Raw genomic sequence first — 24,674 nt, 5'->3', positions numbered from 1 at the left:
CTGCCAAGGGGTCAACACTTAAAAACCCCTGTACGCTTTTTTGCTCCACTGCTGCCGTCCTATACACGACTTTTAGCGGGGTTTCAAAAGCTTGGTTATATGTCAGTTTCAGGCAACCCATTAACGACAAAGATAATAATTTTCACCTTACTTTTTTCTTTCATCTGAACAAAGCCCCGCCAGGGATTTGAAGCCGTTCCGTTCACTGCGTGGCATTCATTTGAAAAAAAAAATAGATAATTTCTGTCTTTTTTGTTTTTCCATAGTATTTATAATAAAGTTTAAAAATATGACACACAATTTTGATTACAAGAGTATTTGGGATGCTTTCACCCTTGCAGCCAGTCCTGTTGCTGCAGAAGGAGCATTTGATTCAGTAAGAGCTTCACTGGATGAAGGTCACCGGGTAAAGGTTATTATGGAAGAAGGTCAAAAGCCTTTGGAGTTTACTAAGAGGGATGATTTTGAGCAATGGGTAATAGAGCTTAAAAGCAAGTTTTAACCCCCTTTAATAAACATTTCCACAAAGAAAAAAACAGAAAAAAAAGAAAGCCATCCTTTCAAGTGTAGGGATGCAAAAAAGCAAGGGCGGTGAGGAACGAGCCGTTTATATACCCTTGCTTTTTTGTCAGCCCGGAACTTTCCTTTGCTTTTCTTTTTGTTGTGTTTTTGGTCGGTTCGTGCGGCTGGTGGGGCTAACAACTCGTGACCGCAGGGAACACCGCTAAAAGGGTGGCGGGGTGTGTGGAGCAAGTGCGGTAAAGAAGTTTTTACCTTTAAAAAATCAACTCCTTAAAACTTCTTTATCGCTCTTGCCTTTCTGCCGTATGCCGTGTAAAGACAAAGGGTTTCGGGTCGGCTCTGAGCGGTGGCAACCCTTTGGCTTTTCTCGGCTCAGGCATACTTTCCTACCTGCCGGAGGCTCTGCCATTGTCTGACCGGAGGGAGTGGCATAAAACAAACAAAAAATAAATGCCCCCTTTGTTTCGGGATACCGCTTTTTCGGGTGGGGAGCGTGGGCAAAAGGCTGATTACAGGCTGGCTTGCAGTGGCTATTTGGGCTTGTCCCCTTGAACATAAAATGAATTATGGTACAGCTTTGGTTTTGTGCGGTGGGCTTTGAGCGGCTGTACCATAATGGAAGCGATTTTATGTTAAATAGCTTACCCCGTTTTTTTCTGGCATAAGCGGAACGGTGGTGGTGGTTGGAGTGAAGCGTCTTTTTGTTGCTGTGTTTTGCGTTGGGACAGGCTCTTTATTTTTTCATTTGACCTTTAAAAAATCAACTCTTTCAAATGAAAAAATAATGTGCCTGTTAGCGTGGGCAACACAGCCACAAAAAGTATGACAGAAAAAAACGGGGGCACTGCAAGCCAAGTCTGTAATGGCCTTTTGAGCGTTGGCGGGTGGGTCATTAAATCATCCCGAACGAAGGGGGCATTTATTTTTACCGCTTCTTTTTTCGTCCGTTCATTGTAAAGGATGCAGTCTTTCGATTGCTGATTTAAGTTCTTCTAATCCTGTTTGTTTGTAGGCTTCCGTACTGGCTGCCCTTCTGTGTCCTGCAAACTCCTGGACTATTCTAACGTCATTGTTTTCTTTGAGCAAATGAGCAATTACGGACTGTCTTATTTTGAACGGGATTAACTTTTCAAGCTCGTTCCTGTCCCGATTGATCATTCGGTTTATCCCGCCTGCCCATAGCTGTAAACCTTCGTCACCAAGCAAAAAATAATCCTTCCGTTTACTTGGTTTCTGTCTCCTTTGATAGCGTTTGTAATCGTGCTTTAAATAGTTGTGGAACAACAGTATTTGATTGGGTTTTAAACTCAATGTCCTGCCTTTGTTCTTTACATTGGATTTGATTTTTATGGTTCCGTTTTCAAGGTCGATATCGCTTGTTTGGAGTTGGGATATTTCAAGGACTGTCAACGCCTGGTAAATGAGCAGACTAATGATGATTTTATCCCTGTTCTGATTGTCCGGTTTTTTGCTTTGGTGGGTTTCGTAAAGTTCTTCCAATACTTCCTTTGGGTAAAGGCTTTCTACTTGGATGGCTCGGTTTATCTGGTCTTTCAGGTATAAATATCTACACGGGTGGTCGTTCCGCTTTCCTGTGGCCACTAAATACCGATAGTAGATTTTGATGGCAAACAGGTTGTTTCTTAGTGTTTTGGGGTGTAAGCCCTGTTCCCGCAAAAGTCCGATATAGTCCAAAACGTCCGTATAAGTTCCTTTCTCTGCTTTGTCTCCCATTGCCAAGATGTAGCGGTCAATCATATTTTCGTAACCGTCTATACTGGTTCTGCTGTACTCTTTTTCTAAAAACTCTTTCAGTTTCATTTTATCAACTCTTTTAACTGTTCTTTACTGATGTGGGTATAGATTTGGGTTGTTTCAAGCTGTGAGTGTCCTAAAAACATCCTGACTTGTTCTACTGCTATTCCCTGCTCTAAAAGATGGGTGGCTATCGAGTGCCGTAAACTGTGTATGGTAATCTGCTTTTCTTTGATGGCTTCATTTCCGGTTCTCTCAATAATGGCTTTCAGGTATTTGTTGTAGGTGTGTGTTCGCATCCGTCCGCCCCTGGAGTGAAGCATAAAGGAGTTTTGATTGAGCTTATAATCCCGTCCTTTGGTCAGCTCGTCCCTTTCGTTGTAAAAATAATTTGCAAGGTCATTCACTACTCCGTTTGACAGGGGTACAACCCGCCTTTTGTTGCCTTTTCCTTCCGGCACTATCAGTATCTTTTCCCTTAGCCTTATATCTTCTACATTGCATTTTACAAGCTCTCCAACCCTTAAACCACATCCATAGGCAAGGCTTAATATTGCCCGCTCCTGTGCGGTTTCTGTGGCCTGGTAAAGCTGTTTGATTTCGTCCTGGTCTAATACGGTTCTTTCTTCACTGCCTTTGGGATAAGGAAAGTTGAGCGTACTGCAGGGATTCGTTTGTATTTGTCCGCTTCTTAAAAGCATTTCAAACAGATCCCGGATAATCCGCATATGGCTATGGGTTGTTTTTTGGCTCAATGCCCCTCCGTCTTTTTTACTTGGCCGTGAACTGATGTAACTGTAATAACGGTTGATTTCAGGGGCTTGGATTTGGGCAATGCTCAACAGTCCTTGCCTTTCCAACCACTCCAAAAACTCGTTCAGGTAATTGAACCTTGCTTTGTTGCTCTTGCGTGTATAGCCCAACCGCTTTTGATAGGTAAAGAACTGTTCTGCCAATTTCCGGTAATCTTCGCTTACCACTATGATGTTTGAAGGTCTTCCCATATATACACACTTTTCGGAACAGGGAACAATCGGGGTATTTCTAACCTAAAAACATTGATTTAAAAGCACTTAACTTTAAAAAGATTGTTCCATTATTGTTCCGTATTGTTCCTTTCTTGGTTTATAGTCCTGCGATTTGGTTCATTAAATCATCCTTTATCTGTGTTCTTACTTTGGCGTAGTTGTCCCAATAATCCACTTTGTAGCACACTTTCCGTTGGTTTCCCGAGTACTTGGCCGTGATGTATTCCATCTCCTGCAGGTGGTTAAAAAATCGGCTGCACTGGGCTTTGCTGATGTTGAGCATTTGCCTGATTTCCCGTTGGGTAAATTCCTGTTCTTTGTCCTTCAAGTGGGATTTTAAGCGTTCAAAAAACTGCCTTAGTGAGCCGTCTAATTCATCTACTTTCAGCACGATACTTTCAAAGAGGATTTCACAAGCGGTCTGCAGGTCTTCGGTTTCAGTGATTAACCGCCCTTGTTTGTCCTGTTTTCTCTGGTATTGGTTGAGTAAGGTGATTTGCTTTACAAAGCTTTGATAGAGTTCGTTTAAGCGTCTAATCTTGTGGGCTGATTCGGGTAATTGTATTTTGTTGGCGTAAGGGTTAATGACTTCATAGGGCTTGAGTAAGCGGATGCAGTTCTGGACGAAGGTCGTCACCCTTTTTTGTTCTTCTTTGTCAACCAAACCTGCTGCTAAGTGGTTTTGATAATGAATGACCCTTAGGGTCTGTTCTTTGCTTTCATCCACCGCAATCAAAAAACTACGGCTGATGTTGTCTTCATAAATTTCTCCTTTGGTGGTACAGGCTAAACTGGCTATCGGACCCCTTACGGTTCTTTCCCCACCGCTTATTTTTCCGCTTGCATCTTTAATACTGGTGGATGTCCTTAGTATATCGTTGCTCTGTAATTCCCTTACGGCAAGCTGTGCATCTTCTTTCAGCCCGTCCAGATCCTCGAAGCATATCAGCTTGTTTACAAAAAAATATTCGTCCTGGTTGTAAAAACTGTTGTCCGTAACCCTTGTGTACCTCTTTACATCTTCATCAGGCATCAGGTAGCTGATGATTTTTAACAGCCTGGTCTTTCCGCTTCCTGAACTGCCCTGTATCAATGCGTGCAGGGTGTCGGGCATTTTGTAAGAGCTTGCGATTACAAACAGTAAAATACGGTTGGTTTCTTCTCCTGTTATCCCTGCTTTCCCAATGAGTTTGTTTATTCGTTGCACGAGTTTTTCAGCTTTCAGGAACCCGATACATTTTGTGGCCGTGGCTGCCGGCACTTGTATTTTGCTTTCCTGCCTTCCGTTGGCTTTGAACTGTTGTTTATCTCTGTACTGTTCTAAAAGGCTTGTGAGTTGCATTAAATCGGCTTCTATGGCGTCTTTCCGCAGTCCTAATTTTCCCGCTATGAGTTTGCAGGAGCTTTCTACTTGCTTGTATTCGTACAGGTCGAGTTTTAATGTAATGCTGCTTGCTTCTGCTATGGTCTGTATCGTGATTTTCAGGCTGTCGGGTTGGTCTGTCCTAAAGCCTTTGATTTGGTAAGCGGCTTCATTGCCTTTGTATTTGAGGTTGTAAGGGTTCGTGGTATCAAGTCCGTTTATCGGTGCTTTGGGTTGTTCTGATTTTTCTTTTTCATCTGATAACAATTGAGTTATTTCCGTTCCCTTCGGGGATTCTTCAGATGAAAGAATAAAATCAACTTCCTTTCTTGTTTCTATTAAATGGGTCAAGATTTCAGGGCTGTGGCCTTGCAAAAGGCTGTTTACATCTTCATTCTCCGGAACGGCTGCACTGGTTATTTTCAAGTTGGGATATTCTGCTTTGAGCATTGGGCCATACTTGGCCACTGCCTTGTTTCCCGGTTCGTCTCCATTCAAAAAGAAGATGATTTCCGTTAGGTGTTTCAGCTTTCGGATGGCTGTTTGGTGTTCTTCTGTAAGCCCATTGGTTCCGTACAGGCTTACTATTTCATACTTACTTTTGATTTCTTCCTGTTGTAACAAACTGGCTGCATCAATGATGCTTTCGGTCAATATCAGTTTTTGGGTGTCCGCTTTGGGATAGCTTGGATAAAGTCCGCTCCTGTCCCGCAGATAAAAATGCCGTTGCTCCTTGTCGCTTAATGTGCTTCTAAAGTATAGCCCTGTGATTTCGTGGTTTGGGTTTCTTAGGGCAAAGACAATGCACCATTTACCAAAAGGCTTGTATGCGGTTTCGCCTGTTCTCGATTTCAGCCCCAAGTCCAACAATATCCCATATTTCAGACAGTCGTTTATCAGGCTTTCATCTTTCCTTGCCCCGTGGTGGAACTGCCCGGCATTGTAACCGATTTCGAGTTGCTTATGGTCAAGGTTACGGCTCTCTATGTATTCCCGGGCCGGTTTGGAGTTATGCACCGCATTTTTGAAGTAGGTAAACATCCGCTCCAAAAACATTGCTTTCTCGTTCGCCTGCTTGCTGATGGGCGGGGCTTGTGTCGTTGGGTTGATGATGCTTTCCGCTTTCTTGATTGCTTCGTGCTTGCTGCATTTCTCGTAGTACATTATGAAGTCGATTACATCAATGGCCTTGCCGTGGGTATTGCAGTTGGTGGAGAAGCAATAGGCCGTCTGGGTTTTGTAGTACAGTTGCAGGCTCGGGGTTTTGTCGTTGTGGAACGGGCACTTTAAACGGTTCTGCTTGTCGGCTTTCAGCCCGTAATGCTGCAGGAGCATTGCAAGGGTGAGCCGCTGTTTGATTTCCTGTATCTCCATAGTCAAAAATTTATGTGTGTTTTTTTGATACAGGGCAAAAGTATCAATAAAGTATCATTTAGACAACAGTAAGTGTATCAATTTATATCATACTGGCGTTATTAGTGCGTTTTTGATAACTTTGCAAGAAAAGAACAGCAATGAAGCACATTGGTAAGACTATAAAGAGCATCCGGGAAGAAAAAGGACTGACGCAACAGCAAATTGCCGAACTGGTCAATATGCACCGCTCCAATTATTCAAGGGTAGAGGCTGGCGACAGGGATCTGTCTTTGGATGCCGTGAACAAAATCGCCAGGTATTTCGGAATGACCATTGATGAACTGGTCAACTTTGACGGCAACATCCCCGATGAAGTGACCATTGAAGATAAAAGCCTGATGGAACAGGTAAAACTGATTGCTGAACTCGAACCTGAAGAAAAAAATATGGTATTTAAAATGATTGATACTTTCCTGACCAAAAAGAAGTTCAAGGACTTCTTTCAAAAGAACGTGGCCGCTCTATAAAATCAAAAACCCGGTAAGTCCGGGCTTTTGATTTTATATTCTACTTTAAATAACATAACCCTTTCAGGTCATCCGTATAATACAGGTCATAGATGCCTTTTTTTGGTTCAATGCAAATCTCAGTCTTTTCATCATACGAGTAACATTCAACCCCTTCTTTATCATATGCAGGACTTTTAACATCAAGATAGTTTACAGGTTTTAACTTAACGCCATTAATTACAGGTACATTTTCTCTTCTCGACTTCAATTCAAGGTCATAATACTTTCCGACAACTATCTTTTTGCAATTGTCTCTCGATAGACCTTCTTTCCCAACAACTATTTTATAAAGACTGTCCTGTTTTTGGGCATATATGATATGCCAGGAGTTCTTGCTCTTTATTTTCTTAATCAGGTAACCTGGTTCTTCCTTTTGGCCTTGAGCTATTCCTTTTGGCGTTGAGCAAGAAAGAAGTGTCAGTACCGAACAGATGCACAGTAGTATCTTCATAACTATTTCAATTCTTGGATGACAACCTTATTACCTTTCTTATCCTTGACATACCAGTCAGCACGTTGTACACCTGGCGGATAAACATTCCCCGGCAACATTTGCATTTCATTGCCCGATGCATCATAAATCCTTTCTAATACTGGGCCCGACTGCCTGGTCGCTTTCTGATGAGCTTTATTGTAAACTGAGCCCTTTTGATTTGAAGCCGGTGATGACACACCTTTCTTCTGCGAGATTAATGCGCCTTGATAAGCCTCGGTAACTTCGTGTAGCATATCTGCTCCAGGCTTTCCGTGGGCAGTGCTCATCTTCCCTAAAACACCTGGGTTTACTTCCTGTTCCGCTACAACGGTATTTCCGCCTTCTCCTTTTGTTACAGTATTCCCGGCAAATGCACCGCCAATGTATAAATCACCGGATGATGTTGTAGTAGTATTTTCTGCATTCACATTTACAACAATTGAGCTATTGTCTATTGCATTGGCAAGTTGTTGAGCATCTTTAGAAAGTTTGCCATCACCACTTTGAGTATAGGTAACTTTGCCATTTGCATCCATTGATAGGTTAAGTTGTCCTTGTACTGAGGCTTGCAATTCATTAAAAGCTGCTTGACTTTCCGAACCTTTAATAATTACATCCCAAGGTGCCCTACCGTCTGGGTCGATGAATCGAATTGGGTTATTGAAGCTAAAACTATATGGCGACCAGCTTGGGAACTGTGCTGCCAAGGGGTCAACAACACCCCATCTCCCAATAGTCGCATCATACATCCTAGCTCCGTAGTCGTATAGGTTAAGGTTCAGATCCTCTATCAGTTCCTTCCCGTTATAGAGATACTTGTTCGCTTACCCATTAACCTAACGTCCTCCTTCCTATATCATATATTAGTAAGATACCTAATACACAGGCACTAAGCACAGATCCCAATATAACAAATGTGCTATTTAAAAAAGTAACAAAAACAAAAGGGATACCAACTACAAATAATATCAAAAGTATAGTAACAAGAGATGAAATCCCCCAAGATTTTGTTTTAAAAAAGAACGTAATTTCCTGATAAGACCTAACTACAGCCAAGTTAAACAACACTATTCCAATAAATATGCCCAATCCTTTTAAAACTGGCCCATATCCATACTTTTCAGAGGCTACAATTATCAAAACTACGACCACTATGTAAGATGCCAGATTTCTAATCCTCAACCTATCACCTGATATTTTACTTATTTTCATCTTCTTTGACTTTTTTTACCGTGTAAGAAGCCGCTCCCGCACTGGATGTCTCCACTGGGTGTAGTAAAATCATCGTTAGGACTGGGTGAAGTTTGCAACTTCACCCTAATATCCTTACCAATTTGCAATTGGCTTAGTTACTTTATTTACCAATAATCCACTTCAATCAAACCCTTCAAACCAGAATAATTCCTAGCACTCGAGTATAAATATTCTTCCTCCTTTTCGACAATTCCTGCCCTAACTGGATTCTCATGAATATACTTCATCCTAGTCTCAATCATTTCAGGCCGATACAGTTCTATCGCATGATTGTCATGGGTCCAAAACTGAAAATCGCCTGATCGTTTATTAAACTCAGCATGGTACTCAAAAATCATCTTCATCCATTCTCTCCTGCTTTCCTGCGGATTCTCAAGGATCATTTTCAATAGCTTTTTACTGGTGAACTTTTTAAAATCCCGCACCCAATCCGAAAGCTTCCCATCCTTTTGCTGAACCACTAAATGAACATGATTGCTCATAATCACAAAACCATACAAGTACAATCCCTTTTCCAACCGACAATATGATAGGTTCTCCAAAATAAAATCACGATATACTTTTCTGGTAAAAACATCCGCCCAACCTACAACCTGAAAAGTAAGGAAATAGGGCATTTCTTGATCTCTTATCTGATAGGCCTCTCCCATAAAACAATGTTTTTCGATATCAGCAAATTACAAATTTTTTTTGTATAGAAAGGTGTAGTTACAAACTACACCTAGCCCCAATCAAGCACCTTCTACACCCAGAGGGGGTGAACAAAATCGCCAGATATTTCGGAATGACCATTGATGAGCTGATCAACTTTGACGGCAACATCCCCGATGAAGTGACCATTGAAGATAAAAGCCTGATGGAACAGGTAAAACTTATTGCTGAACTCGAACCCGAAGAAAAAAATATGGTCTTCAAAATGATCGATACTTTCCTGACCAAAAAGAAGTTCAAAGACTTCTTTCAGAAAAATGTAGCTGCATTATAATTTAAAAGCTCTAGAGACCCAGAGCTTTAAATTATTTTTTGAAATTGGGTATCAAATAAAAATTAGAATCTAACTCATCCTTACTTTTAAAAATCAACCCTTCCCGAATTGCTGAATTGAAATCATCACTAAGTACCTTCTGATCTTGATATTGAGGGAAGTCACTTTCCCTACTATGCGCATAAATGCCCAACCTCCATAAATCAAAACCTTCATGATTTAAGCCACTACCAAAGTCAAACTCTACAGTCCTGCCCGATTTCTCAAACCTACACCCCTTACCATGAAAATTATACTTAATCCCCTCTAATAAACCCTCTTTCGGAATCAAACCATGTCTGGCAGATGCAAGGGGATGATTGTCCCCAATCTTCTTTCGGAGTAAAGACATAAAGATATCAACATCTTGTAAATACTCCTTGATGAGTTCTATTAAGCTCTCCTGACTCATTATCTAATAATTGACATTATAATTTCAGCTTCTGATTTCCAGCCATATAGCGACTGTGCTTCCGTAAAATTCAATACTTTATATTGAACATCTATTCCTGCCCTTGTAGCTGCTTGAACCCTATGATGTCCATTTAGTATGGCAAATGTTCCGTCCTTTAATTTATATGCATGAATTGCCTCACCTTGCCAACCACTCTGACTCATACTCTGGGCAATCCTCTTAACCGCTGATCTACTCGTCTGTTCTGTTGCTTTAAAAAGTCTTGGGCTGGCCGTAAGTGCTTGATTGCCCACACCCCTGGCCATAAGCCCACTCCTTGCAGCTACCCTTGCGCCTCCTGCTCCACCAGTCATAAAAGACAATCCCGTAGAAATATCACCTATTAAATCTCCTGTAGCTAATAATGCTTCTGTATTTCTCTTGTCCTTGAAAGATTGGTTCGCCTTGGATTGGAAATCTAAGGCGTCACCCATATTAAAATTATTACCTATGAAAAAATCAGTTGCAAACTGCCCTCCGTTATTGAAAATTTCATCCTGGCTCATCCCTTCTTTAAATGCACCATCATAAACGATAGCTTCTCCACCAGCACCAAGTTCATCATATCCCAGAAACTCTCCCTGTGAATTAACAATCGGATTGTCAAGTGCCCCATCAGGGTCAATCCTGTTCAATGGATTATTCTGCACAAAATTGTAAGGGCTTACCCAACTTCGTTCTTCTGCCAAAGGATCCACAGAAATCCACCTGCCTATTGCTGGGTCGTACATCCGAGCCCCATAGTCATATAGACCAAGATTCAGATCCTCTATCAGTTCCTTCCCGTTATAGAGATACCTATTCGTATGATTATTATAGCTATAATCCAATCCTGCGATGGTCATACCAAAGGGATAGTAGGCATTTTCCTGGACGATGATCGGACTTGTACTTTGCACTTTTAGATTATCAAAAAAGATATTCTGAGCTGTTTCGTTGACTACGAAGGTTTCCAGATATCCATTCTTTTTGACCTTGAGTGTCTGTCGTAGTTGCTCATGCTCATTGGCGGCGGCATTGCTGACCAAGACCTTGCCCCGATCATATAGCACACTGTCCTGATCATATAGCGCATACATCAGGTAACTTTCTGGGGTCTTTTTGGATTCAATCTCTGCCAATAGCAATCGGGTAAACTCATAGATCAACATCGGATTGATCTCAGGAGAAAAGTTAAGGTTTTGTACCCCTTCCAGCAAGCGATCTTTCCATAATGTTTGACTTCCACTTTTGATCAGTGCAGAAGGATGCAATATGCCCTTTCTCTTTTTGTCGAAAATCACATCCACTTCAAGCGTCAAGCTATCTCCTTCCTGTACCTCCTGCGTTCTTGATGGACCAAGCATTTTTCCCCTTTCGGCATTCAGCCAAGCCACTCGGTTTCCACCCGCAGTATTGTTATGACGGTGGTCGAGTATCCTTGTTTCCGGAAGCTGTTCAAAAAGTTGCTCTTCTTCTTGAGCGTATTCTTCCTCCATCGTGGCCCGAAAAGCCAGTGTAAAAGGTGCACGTATTACCTGACGGACGACTTGGCCGTCGTAGATTGCCGAGGTGGCCTTTAAATAAAACAACCCAAACGCTTTTTGATTTTTAAATAGCCTTTTCTACCCCTATTTTTAAGCATGAAGAAGTTTAATCATTCGGAAGTTCGCTGGGGAATTATCGGAGTTGGAGATGTATGTGAGGTCAAATCAGCTCCTGCCATGGACAAAATCCCAAATAGCAAGATAGTAGCTGTCATGCGCAGATCAGAAGAAAAAGTGAAGGATTATGCCCAAAGACATGAAATAGATACTTGGTATACGGATGCGCAACAACTGATTCATGATCCCAAAGTCAATGCAGTCTACATAGCGACACCTCCACATGTACACCTGGAACTATGCAAATTGGCTGCAGAGGCCGGAAAACCGGTGTATGTGGAAAAACCCATGGCCAGAAATTATGCAGAATGTCTGGAAATGATCCAGGTATGTGAAAAGCATGAGGTGCCTTTATTTGTTGCCTATTATCGAAGAGCGCTCCCTCATTTTGTCAAAATCAAAGAGTTACTAAATGAAGAACATATTGGAGATATACGCACTGTTCATATCAATATGAAACAGGTGGTTGAGCCTGAAATTATTGCTCAGTTGGAAAACAACTGGAGAATTCAACCGGAAATATCAGGAGGTGGCTACTTCTTTGATTTGGCTTCCCATCAATTGGACCTGCTGGCTTTCTTTTTTGGAGATATCATTTTTGCCAATGGGCTTTGTAGCAACCAAGCGCAAGCCTATGAAGCTGAGGATATTGTTGTCGGGTCTTTTGCCTTTGAAAACGGAGTTTTGGGAACCGGAAACTGGTGCTTCACCAGTTCCAAGTCAGCGGAAAAGGATGAAATCGTCATAGACGGAAGCAAAGGTCAAATCAAAGTGGAAACCTTTGGTAAAGGAGAGTTCACAGTTTTTAAAGACGGGAAAGAACCTTACCACTATCAAGTAGATCTACCCAAGCATATTCAGCAACCTCTTATAGAAAGCATTGTATCGCAATTACTTGGAAAAGGCAGCTGCCCAAGCACAGGAATTACCGCTTCCAAAGCAAACTGGGCAATGGATCAGTTGACTTCAAAAAAAATCTAAAAAATTTCAATTTTTTCTATCAATCTCAATTTCTGATAAAATGCCCATTTTCAGGCTAGTTTTTATAGGAAGCTTATTTGCTTTGGAAAAACTTTTATTCCTAAAAATAATCATTAATTAATTTTTTTAAATAAGTATATATTTTTTAAAAGTATTTTTGATTAAAATGAAATATTAACATCGAACCTTCTATTAATTTTTTACGATAATACCATTAAACCATTTGGATTTTCATGAAAGTTCGAAAGATTGGCTTGATTTTAGTTTCTATTAGAATGCAACCTTTACAGAGAAAGATGCATCTATAAATTAAAACCAACCAGCCGGAACATCCAGATTTCCCACTTTAAACCACAAACAAATGAAAAAGCTACTCTCAAATTACTGGCACCGGTCCATACTCGCTGGAATAGTATTCTTAGGGATCTTATTCACTCAACCTTCCAAAGCAGAAGATTGGAATGGAGTTTCATTTCAGGTATTCTATGATGAATTACAGCCTTATGGAGACTGGATCAAAGACGCTCGACATGGATACATTTGGTTGCCTGCTGTTCAGGGAGATTTTCATCCTTACCGAACCAACGGCCATTGGGTGATGACTGAATATGGCAATACCTGGGTGTCTTATTATGATTGGGGCTGGGCACCATTTCACTATGGAAGGTGGTACTTCGATGACTACTTCCAAAGCTGGGCTTGGATACCGGGTTATGATTGGGGACCGGCCTGGGTAAGTTGGAGAAGTGGGGGTGGTTATTATGGTTGGGCTCCATTAGGCCCGGCTTTTTCTGTCAATGTAAGGATCAACATTCCTACTTATCATTGGGTTTTCTTGCCTTGCAACAGGATTTATGACAGATATTCTTACCGATACTATGCGCCATACAATCATAGGGTTAAGATTATCAACCGAACCAAAATCATCAATAACACGGTAATTTATAATAACAATACCTATATCACAGGTCCTAGCAGAAGAGAGGTAGAGAGAACTATCAGAAGAACAGTTCCAGTATATCAGGTAAGACAAAGCAGTAACCCAGGAAGAGCTTCTGTATCCAGAAATTCAGTAGATATCTACAGGCCTGATCTGCAAGCTTCTTCAAGAGGCAGAACTGTGGACGCAAGACCCTCCAGAGTATCAAGTCCTGATCAGGTGAGAAGCACCAGAAGCGCAGGTACGGCAAATGCAGGTGGAAGAAATTCAGAAATACGATCAGATGAGAGATCTGCCTACCCTTCTAGAGGAGGACAAAACTCCCGCTATGAAAGTAGCCCTTCTAGAAGCTCGAATGATAGCAGGGTAAGAACTGCCGAGCCGAGCAGAGGTAGAGATGCAAACTTCGAGATGAGACCTTATCAAGAAAATAGAAGAGGCAGCTCCCCTGCTCCTTCGAGACAAGGTGAAGTTCGTAATTCTCCAAATACTTCTAGAGAGGCAGATGTCAGAAGGCCTTCAGCACCTAGCAGACAGTCTGATGTCAGAACTCAGCCTAGTAGACAATCCAATGTGAGAACTCAACCAGCACCTAGCAGACAAGAGTCAGTAAGGCCTGATGCCTCGAGAAGAAGTACTCCGCAAGTGAATACACGCTCAAGCGCTCCAAGTAGAAGCAGCTCAAGTCCTGCCGGTTCAAGGGTTCAAAGACCTAGCTCCAATACAAAAAGTACAGGAGCAAAAGTAGAGTCCAGGTCTTCCTCCAACAGATCTTCTTCAGGAAGTACAAGAGGAAGTTCATCTAGAGGAAATTCTAGGAATAATTGAGAGAGAGTGAATAAAGTTATTGAGCCCGCCTCATAAGGTTAATTTGTTGAATTGAGCGAAGTCGAAATGTTTTCCATATTTAGGAATAGGTTTCGACTTCGTTTATTATGCTAAGAATTGATTGCTATCAAGATGTCATAAATATTCTTCGAGGGTATAAAAGTATCTGAAAGGGCCATTTAACAATAGCATATGCCTGATCATTCCCCATGTATAAACCATTTTTGGAGCACAAAACTTAATTTAATAGGGCGGGTGGGCTGACGCAGCAGCGGGCCAGCGTCCGGCCTTGTGCTGTTGGAGCTTTGCTGCGTCTTGAATTTTTGATTCTTTTGCTTCAAGGCAAAAGAATAAAGAGGAAAAAAGCAAAACACTCATTTGAAGCAGGATATGCTCATTTTAGCAACACTATACTAAGTATAAAAAGTCTAATTAGGAGTATTTCACATTTTTTGAAATTTCATTAAATCTGTCATTGTTAATCTCTTGCTGAAGCATCGTCAAGTAGTCAAATTCTCTATTAACTAAATTTCAAAATGGTTTTTTCAACCTTATATTAATACCAAAAGTCTTGCTTTTAAGCCCTATTATTGTCATTTCTCAATTTGAAATTCCGAAGAAACCTTAAGACCAACACTAAAAAAATGTGGCTTACCATAGCCTCTTTTATTTCAACAGACTAGAAAAGCTATATTTTTTCTATCTTTTGGATTGAATCCACCAATTCCAATATGAAAAAATATCTATTTGTTTTATTGATCTTTTTAGTTTTTGAAAGCCCTGCACAAAGCATTTATGATTCTTCCATCCCCATCAAATACCGAAATATAGGGCCTTTTCGGGGTGGCCGTTCAGTTACTGCCACTGGGGTAGTCGGTGATCCATTGACCTATTATTTCGGAACCACGGGTGGTGGTGTCTGGAAAACCAGTGATGCTGGTCAGCATTGGGTCAATATTTCTGACGGATACTTTTCAACAGGATCTGTTGGAGCCATTGCCGTTTCAGAATCCAATCCCAATATCGTCTATGTAGGAATGGGCGAACATGCACCCAGAGGAGTCATGACTTCTTACGGTGATGGAGTATATAAATCCACGGATGCCGGAAAAACCTGGAAAAAACTCGGACTGGAAAAGACAGAACATATCTCCAGAATTCAAATTCACCCAAGCAATCCAGACATCGTCTATGCGGCAGCTCAGGGTGCTTTGAATGCACCAAACCCTGAGAGAGGGGTTTATAAATCTGTCAATGGCGGAGAGACTTGGGAAAAAGTACTTTTTGTAGATACTAAAACCGGAGCGGTGGAACTTTCCATGGACATGAATACCCCGGAGGTGCTTTATGCCGCCATGTGGGAGCACCAACGCAAACCTTGGCAGGTGATTTCAGGCGGACCGGGTTCAGGCATGTATAAATCTACAGATGCGGGAAAAACCTGGAAAAAAATTGAAAATGGATTACCAAAGGAAAAAGGTAAAATGGCTGTTTCTGTTTCCAGAGCCAATTCCAATAAAGTGTATGCTTTGGTTGAAAGTGACACCTACAAAGACTTAGGTGGGCTGTTTGTTTCCAATAATGCAGGTGAAAGCTGGGAGCTGGTCAATAAGGACAATCGTTTAACGCAACGCGCTTGGTATTACATTGAAGTTTTCGCAGATCCCAATGATGAAAATACGGTTTGGGTGCAAAGTGCTCCCATGCTCATGTCCTACGATGGGGGTAAAAGCTTTGAGGCAGTAGACGGGGCTCATGGAGACTACCATGATTTATGGTTCAATCCCAAAAATTCCAAAAACATGATTTTGGCTGATGATGGAGGAGGTTCTATTTCCTTCGATGGAGGAAAAACCTGGTCCACTCAAGATAATATGCCAACCTCCCAGTTTTACAGGATCAATACCGACAATCAATTCCCTTACAGAATTTACGGAGGTCAACAGGACAATACTTCTGTTGTGATTTCCAGTATGGCTTTGGGGAGAAGTGGAATTTCGCGTGAAAACTGGAACTATTCGGCAGGAGGTGAATCCGCATTTTTAGCCTTCGACCCGGATAATCCCCGCTATGTATTAGGAGGAAGCTATCAGGGAACTATCGAGGTTTTGGACATGGAAACCCAAGGATCAACCAATATCATGGCGGCTCCCATCCAATACTTGGGGATGGATGCCAAAGACATGAAATACCGCTTCAATTGGAACGCACCTATTATCTGGTCTCAGCATGAACCCAATACTTTTTACCATGCTTCTCAGATCTTGTTGAAGACCCAGGATATGGGACAAACTTGGACAGAAGTATCTCCCGATTTGACGAGGAATGAAAAGGAAAAGCAAGGCACTCCGGGAGTGCCCTATACCAATGAAGCTGTGGGAGCTGAAAATTATGGCACGATTGCCTATGTCATGGAAAGCCCACATGAAGCTGGAGTAATCTGGACAGGAAGCGATGACGGACTGGTGCACCTTACTAGAGATGGCGCAAAAACTTGGATCAATGTAACTCCAAAGGGATTGCAGGAGACTTTGATCAATGCTATTGAAGTGTCTCCCCATGATCCTGCTACGGCCTATATCGCCACTACCCGCTATAAATTCAATGATTACACTCCGGCGATTTATAAAACCACAGATTACGGAAAGACCTGGACCAATATTTCCAAAGGAATTCCATATGGAGCATTCACACGAGTAGTTCGAGAAGACAGCAAAAAGAAAGGTCTGCTTTATGCCGGTACAGAGCAAGGGGTTTACATTTCCAGAGACGGAGGAGCAAACTGGACTTCATTTCAGTTGAATTTACCTGTAACCCCAATCACTGACTTGAAAGTAGCGCATGATGATTTGATTGTAGCAACCTCAGGACGTTCATTCTGGATATTAGACGAGTTGAATGTGGTAAGGGAAGTGAAAGAAAAGGTAGATCAACCCACACTCTACACTCCTGAAAATGCACTTTTAGGAAACTGGTATTCCAGTATGAATGGAGGAAACTTGGAGGAATTTACCGGCACACATCCCTTTGAAGGAATTAATCCTGCAAATGGAATGGTCATCCATTATTCTCTGCCAGAATCGGTGACAGATTCTACTGAGCTGACCTTGGAAATTCTGGATGCAAAAGGCAATATGGTTCGGAAAATTTCTTCAAAAAGAATTCCTGATGCAAAAAGCTGGGCTGGAGGACCACCGTTGGAACCCACCATTTCCACTAGAAAAGGATTGAATCGATTTGTTTGGGATATGCGTCACCCGACAATGCCTGGAATTCCGGGAGTTTATATTGAGTCAAGTTATCGAGGGCACAAAGCTATTCCGGGCATGTATACCATTCGCTTGAGCGGAATGGGTGTGAGCTCGGAAGCCCAAGCTGAAATAAAGGATATTCCTGCCTATAAACTTACTGCGGCTGATTACCAAGCTTATCATGAGTGGATGAGCAAATTGGAAGCTGAGGTAAGCACTATGCATAATATGGTAAACACCGCTAAAGACTATCAAGACCAGCTTGCTTCCTTATTGAAAAGATTGGAAGGAAAAGCTGAGTATCAAGAAATCAAGTCTGCCGGAGAGGTACTTCTCAAAGAGCTAAAAGCCTGGGATGAAGAAATGATTCAGAGAAGATCCACCGCTTATGATGACGTGGAGAACTTCCCAAATAAGTTTACCGCAAACTTCCTATTTATGCTTAACCATGGAGAGAGCAGTATCCCGAAAGTAAATGAAGGAACAAAGGCAGAATATTCCAGATTGATGGAGCAGTGGAAGCCTTTGAAAGCTGAGGGAGAAAGATTAATTGATAGTGCTGTTCAGGACTTTAATCAAAAGGCCAAAGAAGCTGGAGTTTGGGTTTTGTTTGTGAAATGAAGGAAATCAAGATAATAGCGGATCCTACTAAGGGCGGTGATCTAGGCAATTATTGGCATTACATGTTAGGCTTCTTTTTGCCGTTTTTGGTTTGGCTGGAGAAAAACTCAGACGACTTAAAAGATAAAAAACTGATTATCGATAGTTGCAACCCAATGACGGATAGAATTCTTGAAGAATTTTTGAAGGAAAGTTTATTTTCCTACGAAATGAAACAACTATCTGAAAAGAAATTGGAGATTTCAAAAAAGTACTGGAAGTCCTACAGAGAAAAGCTAAAAAGGCGCCTTTTGAAACTTGAATTAAAACTCAGAGGCACCAAAGCTTCATTATTTATTTTCCATGAATTTCTAGAAAAAAAAGATTCTATTATTATTCCTCGATGGGATGTTTATTTAGAGCTTATTGGCACCTTCCCAAAAGCTTACGAGTCCCAAATCATGAGCATAAGAAATAGCTTAATCGATTGGGCAGATTCACCGGATAAAGAAACTTGTGGAGCTTATACATTGATATTAAAAAGGTCTGATCCTCCCAACTCTACCTTAGGAAAAAAATCTATTGAAACAAGGTGGCTTAAGGGTTATGGTTCTGAAAGAAGACAACTCCAAGGTATCGATTCCCTATATCAGGAATTAGAAAAAAGAGCCTATAATCCTTTTATTTTTGCCTCTGGAGACCACAATTTAAAGGAACAAATAAGTGCACATTATCGCTCAAAAACATTGATTGGAATTAGAGGAGCAGATTTATTTAACATGTTTTGGATGCCAAGCAACTCCACCGTTATAATGCAAGCTAGTAGTGGACTCATTAACAAAGCTGCTCAGCCTATTTTGGCAAGATGTTGTGGTCACCAATTTTATGAAATTCCCCATCATGGGGAGAAATCGCCAAGATTAAACTTTGAAACAATAAAATCTATTTTAAATGGAACGAGAAATACAAAGACCCCTAACCATTGTTGATTCGAAACAATCCTTAATCGATTTTTTAAATGAAACGAAAGAAAGGTCTGAGTTTGATTTGAAGGAAATTGATTTTGAATCTCAAAATCAATGGAATTTTTCAGACGGAGCATTATCTCACTCGTCTAAAGGTTTTTTTCAAGTTGTAGGTGTGGAAACCACTACCGGGCTGAATGATCAAAAATTAATGCTATATCAGCCCCAAAGTGCATTAACAGGTTTGATAATTTCAAGACAACAAAATGAAATATACGTTTTACTTCAAGCGCGTGTAGAACCTGGAAATACCGGAGTAATTCAATTTGGCCCTACTATCCAAAGTACACCTGCAAATTACCTGAGACTTCATGGCGGGAAAGCAACTGCCTACATTGAGTATTTTACAAGTTTTGTACCTGGATGTAATCTTATTACCCACTCCATGCAGCATGACCTAGGTTCCAAATATTTCCAAAAAAGTAAAACTCATCACTACCTACTCTCCGAAGATTTAATTGAAACCAAAGAAAATATGGTTTGGGCTTCTTTAAAAGCAATTAAGGGAGTCTTATTAAAAGATAATTTTTTAAACGCAGACCTTAGATCTCTTTTAGCTGTTTTTGACTGGGACAGCCTATTGATGGAGGATAAAAAGGATAGAAAAAAAATTGAAATTGATCAGCCTAATAATTACACATTAGGGAATTACAAAATGATTCCTGTAGATCAATTGGAAAATTGGAATACTACTAAAAATGGAATAAGTGCATTAAACCCAGCACTTCCGACGATCGGATTTTTTCATTTTTCAGCAACAAATAGAGAAGTAAAAGCTTGGTCTCAACCTTTATATAAATTACCGAGCCAAGGTTTAATTCAATTAGCCTACAGAGTAATGGGTGATAGTATTGAATTTTTAATCAAAAAAGATCATGAATGGGGAATCTCAACTGAGTTTGCATTTTACCCAACCTATATGTCAAGTCCTGAAAATCCAAATTCTAGTAAACCAATAACCAATGGAAGGTTAAAAAGAAAAATAATTCAATGCGATGAAGGGGGAAGATTTTTTCAAAACGACAGCGAGTATCAATTGATAGAAATCAATGACTTCAATTTAACAGATGATTTTATTTGGACCAGCGTTGACTCTTTAGTGTTCTACTTAAAACAATCCAATTATTGCAGTTTTCAATTGCGCTGTGCCGCTTCTATAGCACTTGATTTATTGCAACCAAAAGCGTTTGGAGATTAATCTGCTTGGAGTAGTAAGGGTTCTGAAATAGAATTAAAATACTGAGTTTAATTTTATCCATAAAATTCAAATCCTTTGAAATACAAGAGTCACCTTATTTGGATGGGAGTTATCACTCTTCTAGTGATGAGCCTAGTGGAATATCTGGGATGGAGGATCGTGAGAAAGTATTCAGGAGAATCTGCTGAGCACGGGTTCTTTTCAGTTCAGGGACTGATAGGCATTTTAGAAAATTGCATTGGTGCTTTTGTATTTGGATTGATATTCGTCGGACTGGCTTTTATTATCCCTTCTTTCAGAAATAATTGGAAACATCGCTACCACCAACCTGCCTGGGTTGGAGTATTATTCTTTTGTATCATTCTGCTCATTGTCACTGTATGGGGATTTTTTTCTAGTTAAAAAATAAAAGCTCCCGTTAATCGGTTACCGAATATTAAAGTCAAAAATTATTCAGCATCAATATTAAATCCTTAACACATAATAAATTAGGCAATTGCTAAAATTGACATTTAAGTAAAAAACAACTATTTTCTTTCCTATTGTTTATCAAAATCAAAGGGTAATGAAATCAAGGTTAAGAATCATCCTAATTAGTTTTTTCATAGGAACAGCATTGCATTCCTGTAGCAGTGATCCAATAGTAGTTAAGTTCAAAGAATTTCAAGGAAACTTGATCCTATTTACAGTTGAAAACAACATGGAACAGGATATCAACACAATTTCTTTCGAGATTACATATTATTCCGCAGATCGAGCAATTCTTGAAATTGACACTTTAGAATATTCAAAAACCCAAGATATTACAGGAATGCAGATACCATTTCTTAAGGCAGGAGAGGAAACTTTTTTCACTTACCGTATGCCAGAAAAAACCATTTCTGCAAAAGCAGAGGTGATAGATTTCAACTGAAATAGGATTATAACCATCTTTAAATCAGAAGTCTTGAAAGGGCGATATTTAACTTGCCTAATAGATTGAAATTCTTCTTCAGGATAAAGTCAACTCAAATTTACTGCACCCTTAGATTAATTATTCACCGAGTTATTTACATACTGGTTTAAAGGGTGTAATCAAATCATCTTCAGAATATTTCTACCTTCTTAAAACCAAAAAATTAGCCAACCTTCTAATTTTTCTTAAATCTTCTATTATCTTAATAGTTTAAAGATATTTTATGAAGAAACTAATTCTATTCTCCGGACTTTTATCTCTCCTTTTTGGATGTAATTCAGCTGATAAATCAGCATCAAAATCTGAGCTCCAATTAAACATCACTGATACAATCAAGACTCTCCCCCTACCTATTGGGGTTGGGCACTTCAATCATGCCTTTCAATCAGTCGAGGATCAATATCTCCTTTTTTTTGATTATAAATCATTTCAAGTTCTCATCTACTCCAAGGCAGATGGATCACTAATCAAGACAATCCAGCTTGAGCAAGAGGGACCAAATGGGATCGGAAAGTTTGTAGCAGGATTCTTTGCAAAAAGCCTAGATGAAATCTATTTAACTGCCGGTACAAACACCCTTTTTAAAATTGACGGAAATGGTAAAATTCTTCAAAAAATTCAAATGGATACCGGAGATTTAGAGAAAGATGGAGTGAGCCTCTTTTCCAATATTTTCACTATCGCTAATGATGGAATTTATTTTGCAGCCTTTCCTTTGGTTTTCGAATGGACTTCTTTGAGCCCGGAGGAATTGACCAAAATACCGAACCTTCTCAAATTTGATAGTTTAGCTGGATCATTTACCCCAGTGAGTTATTTCCCTGAGGAGTTTGTGGGAAATAATCTAAACAAAGCAATCTTCCCTATCCTATCACTCGGACCTGATCAGGAGCCAGTGATCAATTTGAATTTCCGAAACTTATACCAAGTGAAAAATGGGGAAGTTCAAGCTCATTCGGCAGCTCATTCCGAATTTCCAGAGGAGCCAACCACCTCTTCTATGTCTAACATGTTTGAGGACATGAATGAAATAATGAAGATGATCAACAATGTAGATATCTACACTGATCTATTTTATTTGCCAGAACAAGAATTGCTCGTTCGGGTGGCGAAATTTGAAGACATTCCGGAAAGCACCGCAGATGCCACCTTTTTAGCTTCTCAATGGGGCTTGGTGTTTCTGGATACTGATTATAAAAAGGTTGGAGAAATCACTTTGGAGCCAAATCAATATAACGGGCAATACATTTTCGGAACCAATGAAGGAATTTGGATATCTACCGATCATCCTGAAAACCCTGAATTATCAGAGGATTTTATGAGATTTCAGTTGATCGAGGTGAATCGGTAGAAAAATCAAGCATTAGGTATAATTCACTTGATATTTTCCCTTTTTACCTATCATTTCTATCTTGCACTCAGTGCTTATGAAGAAATCTGTAAAACGTATTTTTCAGATAGGAATGCCTCTATTAGGATTAGCTTCCTTGATTTTTTTTGTTCCATGGACCATCCTTTGGCTTTGGTTATCTCCATTACCGGAAACAATCCAAGACCAAGTCGATGATGCTCTCAATTTCGGTTTGGATGGAATTATGGTTTATATAGATCAGTCTGAAAAAGAGCCAATAATTTACTCGGCAGGATATAGAAATCGGGAGAAAAAAGAACCTATACATTCACAGGATTACTTTAAAATAGCCAGCATCAGCAAGCTCTACATAGCAGCTGCCGTCACGAAATTGGTGCATCATGAGAAGTTATCTTTGGATAAATCCTTGCAGGATTACCTACCTGAACTAGCCGGAAAAATTGAAAATTCCGACAAAATAAGTTTAAGAATGTTGGTTCAGCACAGAAGTGGCATCCCCAATTACAGTGATCATCCTGACTATCCTTGGGGGAATCCTCCTCCAAATGATGAAGCTTTGAAGTTTGTATATAATAAACCTTCAGAGTTTGCTCCAAATGAGGAATATAGCTACTCAAATACCAATTATTTATTGATTGGAGAAATTATTGACCAAGTATTGGGCTATAGCCATCATCAATTTATTCGAGAAGAATTATTGGAGCCAAATGGCCTTAATAATACATTTAGTCTACTTGGAGAGGTTAATTCAGATGATGTAGTAAGTGGATATTTTGTTGGCTACGAACCAGATATTAAGATGAATGACTTCACCAATCCGGGAGGTTCCATGATTGCAACTATCGAAGATGTTGGAAAATTTCTGAGAATACTGAATGATGGAAGTCTTTTTTCCTCAGAGGAAAAGGAAATCTATTCTTCTTTATATGCTTACGAGCATACAGGCCTTTTACCCGGATATTCCAGCATTGCCAAATTTCACCCAAATTTAGATGCCGTAATAATTCAGTTCGTAAACACCAGCGGAGGGGATACTTGGACAATTACTGAACTTATCTATAATAGGATAGTTAAAATCCTGCAAAATCAACAAGATTGATTTTATACCAAATTTGAAAACCATGACCCAAAAAAGAATACTCTTCAGCGGAGGATCCGGGAAAGCCGGAAAGCATGTAATCCCATATCTCCTCAATCAAGGTTATCGGGTTTTGAATGTAGACCTTACCCCGCTCAACATACCTGGAGTAGATAATCTTCATGCTGATATCACAGATTCCGGACAAATGTTTAATGCCATGAGTTCCTATGCAGGCTTGGATGAATTAGAATCAGGAAATGGAGTTCCTCCCTTTGAAGCAGTGGTTCATTTTGCTGCGGTTCCTAGGATATTAATAAAGCCAGATAATGAAACTTTTAGGGTCAACACGGTAGGTACTTATAATGTAATCGAGGCGGCAGTAAAATTAGGTATCAAAAAAATCATCATTGCCTCTTCTGAAACCACCTATGGTATTTGTTTTTCGGATGGTAAAACAGATCCTGATTATCTACCATTGGATGAGGAATATGATATCAATCCCATGGATAGCTACGGACTTTCCAAAGTGGTCAATGAAAAAACCGCAAGGGCTTTTCAGAGAAGATCAGGTTTTGATATCTATGCATTGCGAATAGGAAATGTTATTGAACCTCATGAATATCAAGAGCTTTTTCCGCACTATTTGAAAAACCCTGAAGTCCGCCGAAGAAATGCATTCTGTTACATAGATGCAAGGGATTTAGGACAAATCGTAGACTTATGCATTCAGAAAGATAACTTGGGTTTTCAGGTATTTAACGCAGGCAATGACCATAATGGAGCTGTGATTCCAAGTAAGGAATTAGCAGAAAGATTCTTCCCCGGAGTTCCTCTTAAACGTGATTTGGAAGAACACGAGGCTTTATTTTCCAACAAGAAAATCAAGGAAGTATTAGGCTTCAAAGAGCAACATAACTGGAGAAACTATCTGGACTGGAAATAAATTCTCCACTTAGCACCTCATCCAACCGCCTGTTAAATGCTTGACTTAGCAGGCGGG

At 40.2% G+C, this 24,674-nt stretch carries 21 protein-coding genes and 1 pseudogene; 13 read left to right on the top strand and 9 right to left on the bottom strand.

All coding sequences use genetic code 11. The features are described from left to right. Positions 1 to 289: 289 nt before the first annotated feature. Positions 290 to 502, top strand: coding sequence for a hypothetical protein (locus B2906_RS15085; protein WP_219956611.1), 213 nt, complete (start codon positions 290 to 292; stop codon positions 500 to 502). 968 nt (positions 503 to 1,470) lie between these two features. On the opposite strand, the gene B2906_RS15080 is transcribed toward B2906_RS15085, so the two are convergent. The 3 genes from B2906_RS15080 to B2906_RS15070 all read right to left on the bottom strand — a co-directional run bounded on the left by B2906_RS15080 (position 1,471) and on the right by B2906_RS15070 (position 6,042). Further along, the gene (locus B2906_RS15080; protein ID WP_219956612.1) at positions 1,471 to 2,343 is read right to left on the bottom strand and encodes a tyrosine-type recombinase/integrase; all 873 of its coding nucleotides are present in this window, start codon (positions 2,341 to 2,343) and stop codon (positions 1,471 to 1,473) included. Further along, complete coding sequence (locus B2906_RS15075; RefSeq protein ID WP_286940903.1) at positions 2,340 to 3,281, bottom strand: tyrosine-type recombinase/integrase; 942 nt, start codon at positions 3,279 to 3,281, stop codon at positions 2,340 to 2,342. The genes B2906_RS15080 and B2906_RS15075 overlap by 4 nt, the downstream gene beginning before the upstream one ends. Before the next feature lie 121 nt (positions 3,282 to 3,402). After that, positions 3,403 to 6,042 (bottom strand): CHC2 zinc finger domain-containing protein, encoded by a 2,640-nt coding sequence (locus B2906_RS15070; protein ID WP_286940885.1) that lies wholly within the window; start codon positions 6,040 to 6,042, stop codon positions 3,403 to 3,405. Positions 6,043 to 6,182: 140 nt separating this feature from the next. Between B2906_RS15070 and B2906_RS15065 the strand changes: the two genes are divergently transcribed. After that, positions 6,183 to 6,551, top strand: a complete 369-nt coding sequence (locus B2906_RS15065; protein ID WP_219956615.1) for a helix-turn-helix domain-containing protein — start codon at positions 6,183 to 6,185, stop codon at positions 6,549 to 6,551. 40 nt (positions 6,552 to 6,591) lie between these two features. On the opposite strand, the gene B2906_RS15060 is transcribed toward B2906_RS15065, so the two are convergent. The 4 genes and pseudogenes from B2906_RS15060 to B2906_RS15045 form a co-directional block, all read right to left on the bottom strand. Beyond that, the gene (locus tag B2906_RS15060; protein ID WP_219956616.1) at positions 6,592 to 7,044 is read right to left on the bottom strand and encodes a hypothetical protein; all 453 of its coding nucleotides are present in this window, start codon (positions 7,042 to 7,044) and stop codon (positions 6,592 to 6,594) included. A gap of 2 nt (positions 7,045 to 7,046) precedes the next feature. Beyond that, positions 7,047 to 7,877, bottom strand: a pseudogene (locus B2906_RS15055) (RHS repeat domain-containing protein); the annotation flags it as partial. Positions 7,878 to 7,899: 22 nt separating this feature from the next. Next, positions 7,900 to 8,280: a hypothetical protein gene (locus tag B2906_RS15050; protein WP_286940876.1), complete on the bottom strand. Its 381-nt coding sequence runs from the start codon at positions 8,278 to 8,280 to the stop codon at positions 7,900 to 7,902. Between the two features lie 146 nt (positions 8,281 to 8,426). Next, entirely contained in the window at positions 8,427 to 8,972 is a 546-nt protein-coding gene (locus B2906_RS15045) for an REP-associated tyrosine transposase (protein ID WP_219956607.1), read from the bottom strand. A gap of 107 nt (positions 8,973 to 9,079) precedes the next feature. On the opposite strand from B2906_RS15045, the gene B2906_RS15040 reads away from it, so the two are divergent. Further along, positions 9,080 to 9,307: a transcriptional regulator gene (locus B2906_RS15040; RefSeq protein ID WP_255590496.1), complete on the top strand. Its 228-nt coding sequence runs from the start codon at positions 9,080 to 9,082 to the stop codon at positions 9,305 to 9,307. A gap of 31 nt (positions 9,308 to 9,338) precedes the next feature. On the opposite strand, the gene B2906_RS15035 is transcribed toward B2906_RS15040, so the two are convergent. Together B2906_RS15035 and B2906_RS15030 are read right to left on the bottom strand one after the other, a co-directional pair. Next, positions 9,339 to 9,758, bottom strand: coding sequence for a DUF6896 domain-containing protein (locus B2906_RS15035; protein ID WP_219958106.1), 420 nt, complete (start codon positions 9,756 to 9,758; stop codon positions 9,339 to 9,341). Next, on the bottom strand, positions 9,758 to 11,371 hold the full coding sequence (locus B2906_RS15030) for an RHS repeat-associated core domain-containing protein (protein ID WP_286940837.1): 1,614 nt from the start codon (positions 11,369 to 11,371) through the stop codon (positions 9,758 to 9,760). Before B2906_RS15030 ends, B2906_RS15035 begins: the two co-directional genes overlap by 1 nt. Positions 11,372 to 11,422: 51 nt before the next feature. Here B2906_RS15030 and B2906_RS15025 point away from each other — a divergent pair, with 51 nt between their 5' ends. From B2906_RS15025 to B2906_RS14980, 10 genes are all read left to right on the top strand, one after another. Continuing rightward, positions 11,423 to 12,424, top strand: a complete 1,002-nt coding sequence (locus tag B2906_RS15025) for a Gfo/Idh/MocA family protein (RefSeq protein ID WP_286940826.1) — start codon at positions 11,423 to 11,425, stop codon at positions 12,422 to 12,424. 361 nt (positions 12,425 to 12,785) lie between these two features. After that, positions 12,786 to 14,192 carry a DUF6600 domain-containing protein gene (locus tag B2906_RS15020; RefSeq protein WP_286940822.1) on the top strand — a complete coding sequence of 469 codons (1,407 nt, stop codon included), beginning with the start codon at positions 12,786 to 12,788 and terminating at the stop codon, positions 14,190 to 14,192. 731 nt (positions 14,193 to 14,923) lie between these two features. Beyond that, positions 14,924 to 18,064, top strand: a complete 3,141-nt coding sequence (locus B2906_RS15015) for a WD40/YVTN/BNR-like repeat-containing protein (protein ID WP_286940813.1) — start codon at positions 14,924 to 14,926, stop codon at positions 18,062 to 18,064. After that, a complete protein-coding gene (locus tag B2906_RS15010) occupies positions 18,061 to 19,032 on the top strand; it encodes a glycosyltransferase 61 family protein (RefSeq protein ID WP_286940811.1) in 972 nt (323 codons plus the stop codon). Before B2906_RS15015 ends, B2906_RS15010 begins: the two co-directional genes overlap by 4 nt. Beyond that, a complete protein-coding gene (locus B2906_RS15005) occupies positions 18,995 to 20,266 on the top strand; it encodes an NDP-hexose 2,3-dehydratase family protein (protein ID WP_219956645.1) in 1,272 nt (423 codons plus the stop codon). Before B2906_RS15010 ends, B2906_RS15005 begins: the two co-directional genes overlap by 38 nt. A 75-nt stretch (positions 20,267 to 20,341) precedes the next feature. Continuing rightward, a complete protein-coding gene (locus tag B2906_RS15000; RefSeq protein WP_219956646.1) occupies positions 20,342 to 20,668 on the top strand; it encodes a hypothetical protein in 327 nt (108 codons plus the stop codon). Between the two features lie 163 nt (positions 20,669 to 20,831). Further along, positions 20,832 to 21,179: a hypothetical protein gene (locus B2906_RS14995; protein ID WP_286940792.1), complete on the top strand. Its 348-nt coding sequence runs from the start codon at positions 20,832 to 20,834 to the stop codon at positions 21,177 to 21,179. Between the two features lie 265 nt (positions 21,180 to 21,444). Beyond that, positions 21,445 to 22,572, top strand: a complete 1,128-nt coding sequence (locus B2906_RS14990; RefSeq protein WP_286940782.1) for a DUF4221 family protein — start codon at positions 21,445 to 21,447, stop codon at positions 22,570 to 22,572. A gap of 76 nt (positions 22,573 to 22,648) precedes the next feature. Beyond that, a complete protein-coding gene (locus B2906_RS14985) occupies positions 22,649 to 23,692 on the top strand; it encodes a serine hydrolase domain-containing protein (RefSeq protein ID WP_219956649.1) in 1,044 nt (347 codons plus the stop codon). Positions 23,693 to 23,714: 22 nt separating this feature from the next. Further along, the gene (locus B2906_RS14980; RefSeq protein WP_219956650.1) at positions 23,715 to 24,617 is read left to right on the top strand and encodes an NAD-dependent epimerase/dehydratase family protein; all 903 of its coding nucleotides are present in this window, start codon (positions 23,715 to 23,717) and stop codon (positions 24,615 to 24,617) included. Positions 24,618 to 24,674 lie beyond the last annotated feature (57 nt).

It is taken from the genome of Algoriphagus sp. UBA3586 (assembly GCF_002376385.1).
In the GTDB taxonomy this organism is placed as follows: Bacteria; Bacteroidota; Bacteroidia; order Cytophagales; family Cyclobacteriaceae; genus Algoriphagus; species Algoriphagus ornithinivorans.
This window is presented reverse-complemented; position numbering and strand designations above follow the sequence as displayed.

Bases quoted from the DNA above. Each gene is read 5' to 3' on its own strand.
- B2906_RS15085 (WP_219956611.1), top strand. From the start codon at position 290: ATGACACACAATTTTGATTACAAGAGTATTTGGGATGCTTTCACCCTT.
- B2906_RS15080 (WP_219956612.1), bottom strand. From the start codon at position 2,343: ATGAAACTGAAAGAGTTTTTAGAAAAAGAGTACAGCAGAACCAGTATA.
- B2906_RS15075 (WP_286940903.1), bottom strand. From the start codon at position 3,281: ATGGGAAGACCTTCAAACATCATAGTGGTAAGCGAAGATTACCGGAAA.
- B2906_RS15070 (WP_286940885.1), bottom strand. From the start codon at position 6,042: ATGGAGATACAGGAAATCAAACAGCGGCTCACCCTTGCAATGCTCCTG.
- B2906_RS15065 (WP_219956615.1), top strand. From the start codon at position 6,183: ATGAAGCACATTGGTAAGACTATAAAGAGCATCCGGGAAGAAAAAGGA.
- B2906_RS15060 (WP_219956616.1), bottom strand. From the start codon at position 7,044: ATGAAGATACTACTGTGCATCTGTTCGGTACTGACACTTCTTTCTTGC.
- B2906_RS15050 (WP_286940876.1), bottom strand. From the start codon at position 8,280: ATGAAAATAAGTAAAATATCAGGTGATAGGTTGAGGATTAGAAATCTG.
- B2906_RS15045 (WP_219956607.1), bottom strand. From the start codon at position 8,972: ATGGGAGAGGCCTATCAGATAAGAGATCAAGAAATGCCCTATTTCCTT.
- B2906_RS15035 (WP_219958106.1), bottom strand. From the start codon at position 9,758: ATGAGTCAGGAGAGCTTAATAGAACTCATCAAGGAGTATTTACAAGAT.
- B2906_RS15025 (WP_286940826.1), top strand. From the start codon at position 11,423: ATGAAGAAGTTTAATCATTCGGAAGTTCGCTGGGGAATTATCGGAGTT.
- B2906_RS15020 (WP_286940822.1), top strand. From the start codon at position 12,786: ATGAAAAAGCTACTCTCAAATTACTGGCACCGGTCCATACTCGCTGGA.
- B2906_RS15015 (WP_286940813.1), top strand. From the start codon at position 14,924: ATGAAAAAATATCTATTTGTTTTATTGATCTTTTTAGTTTTTGAAAGC.
- B2906_RS15010 (WP_286940811.1), top strand. From the start codon at position 18,061: ATGAAGGAAATCAAGATAATAGCGGATCCTACTAAGGGCGGTGATCTA.
- B2906_RS15005 (WP_219956645.1), top strand. From the start codon at position 18,995: ATGGAACGAGAAATACAAAGACCCCTAACCATTGTTGATTCGAAACAA.
- B2906_RS14995 (WP_286940792.1), top strand. From the start codon at position 20,832: ATGAAATCAAGGTTAAGAATCATCCTAATTAGTTTTTTCATAGGAACA.
- B2906_RS14990 (WP_286940782.1), top strand. From the start codon at position 21,445: ATGAAGAAACTAATTCTATTCTCCGGACTTTTATCTCTCCTTTTTGGA.
- B2906_RS14985 (WP_219956649.1), top strand. From the start codon at position 22,649: ATGAAGAAATCTGTAAAACGTATTTTTCAGATAGGAATGCCTCTATTA.
- B2906_RS14980 (WP_219956650.1), top strand. From the start codon at position 23,715: ATGACCCAAAAAAGAATACTCTTCAGCGGAGGATCCGGGAAAGCCGGA.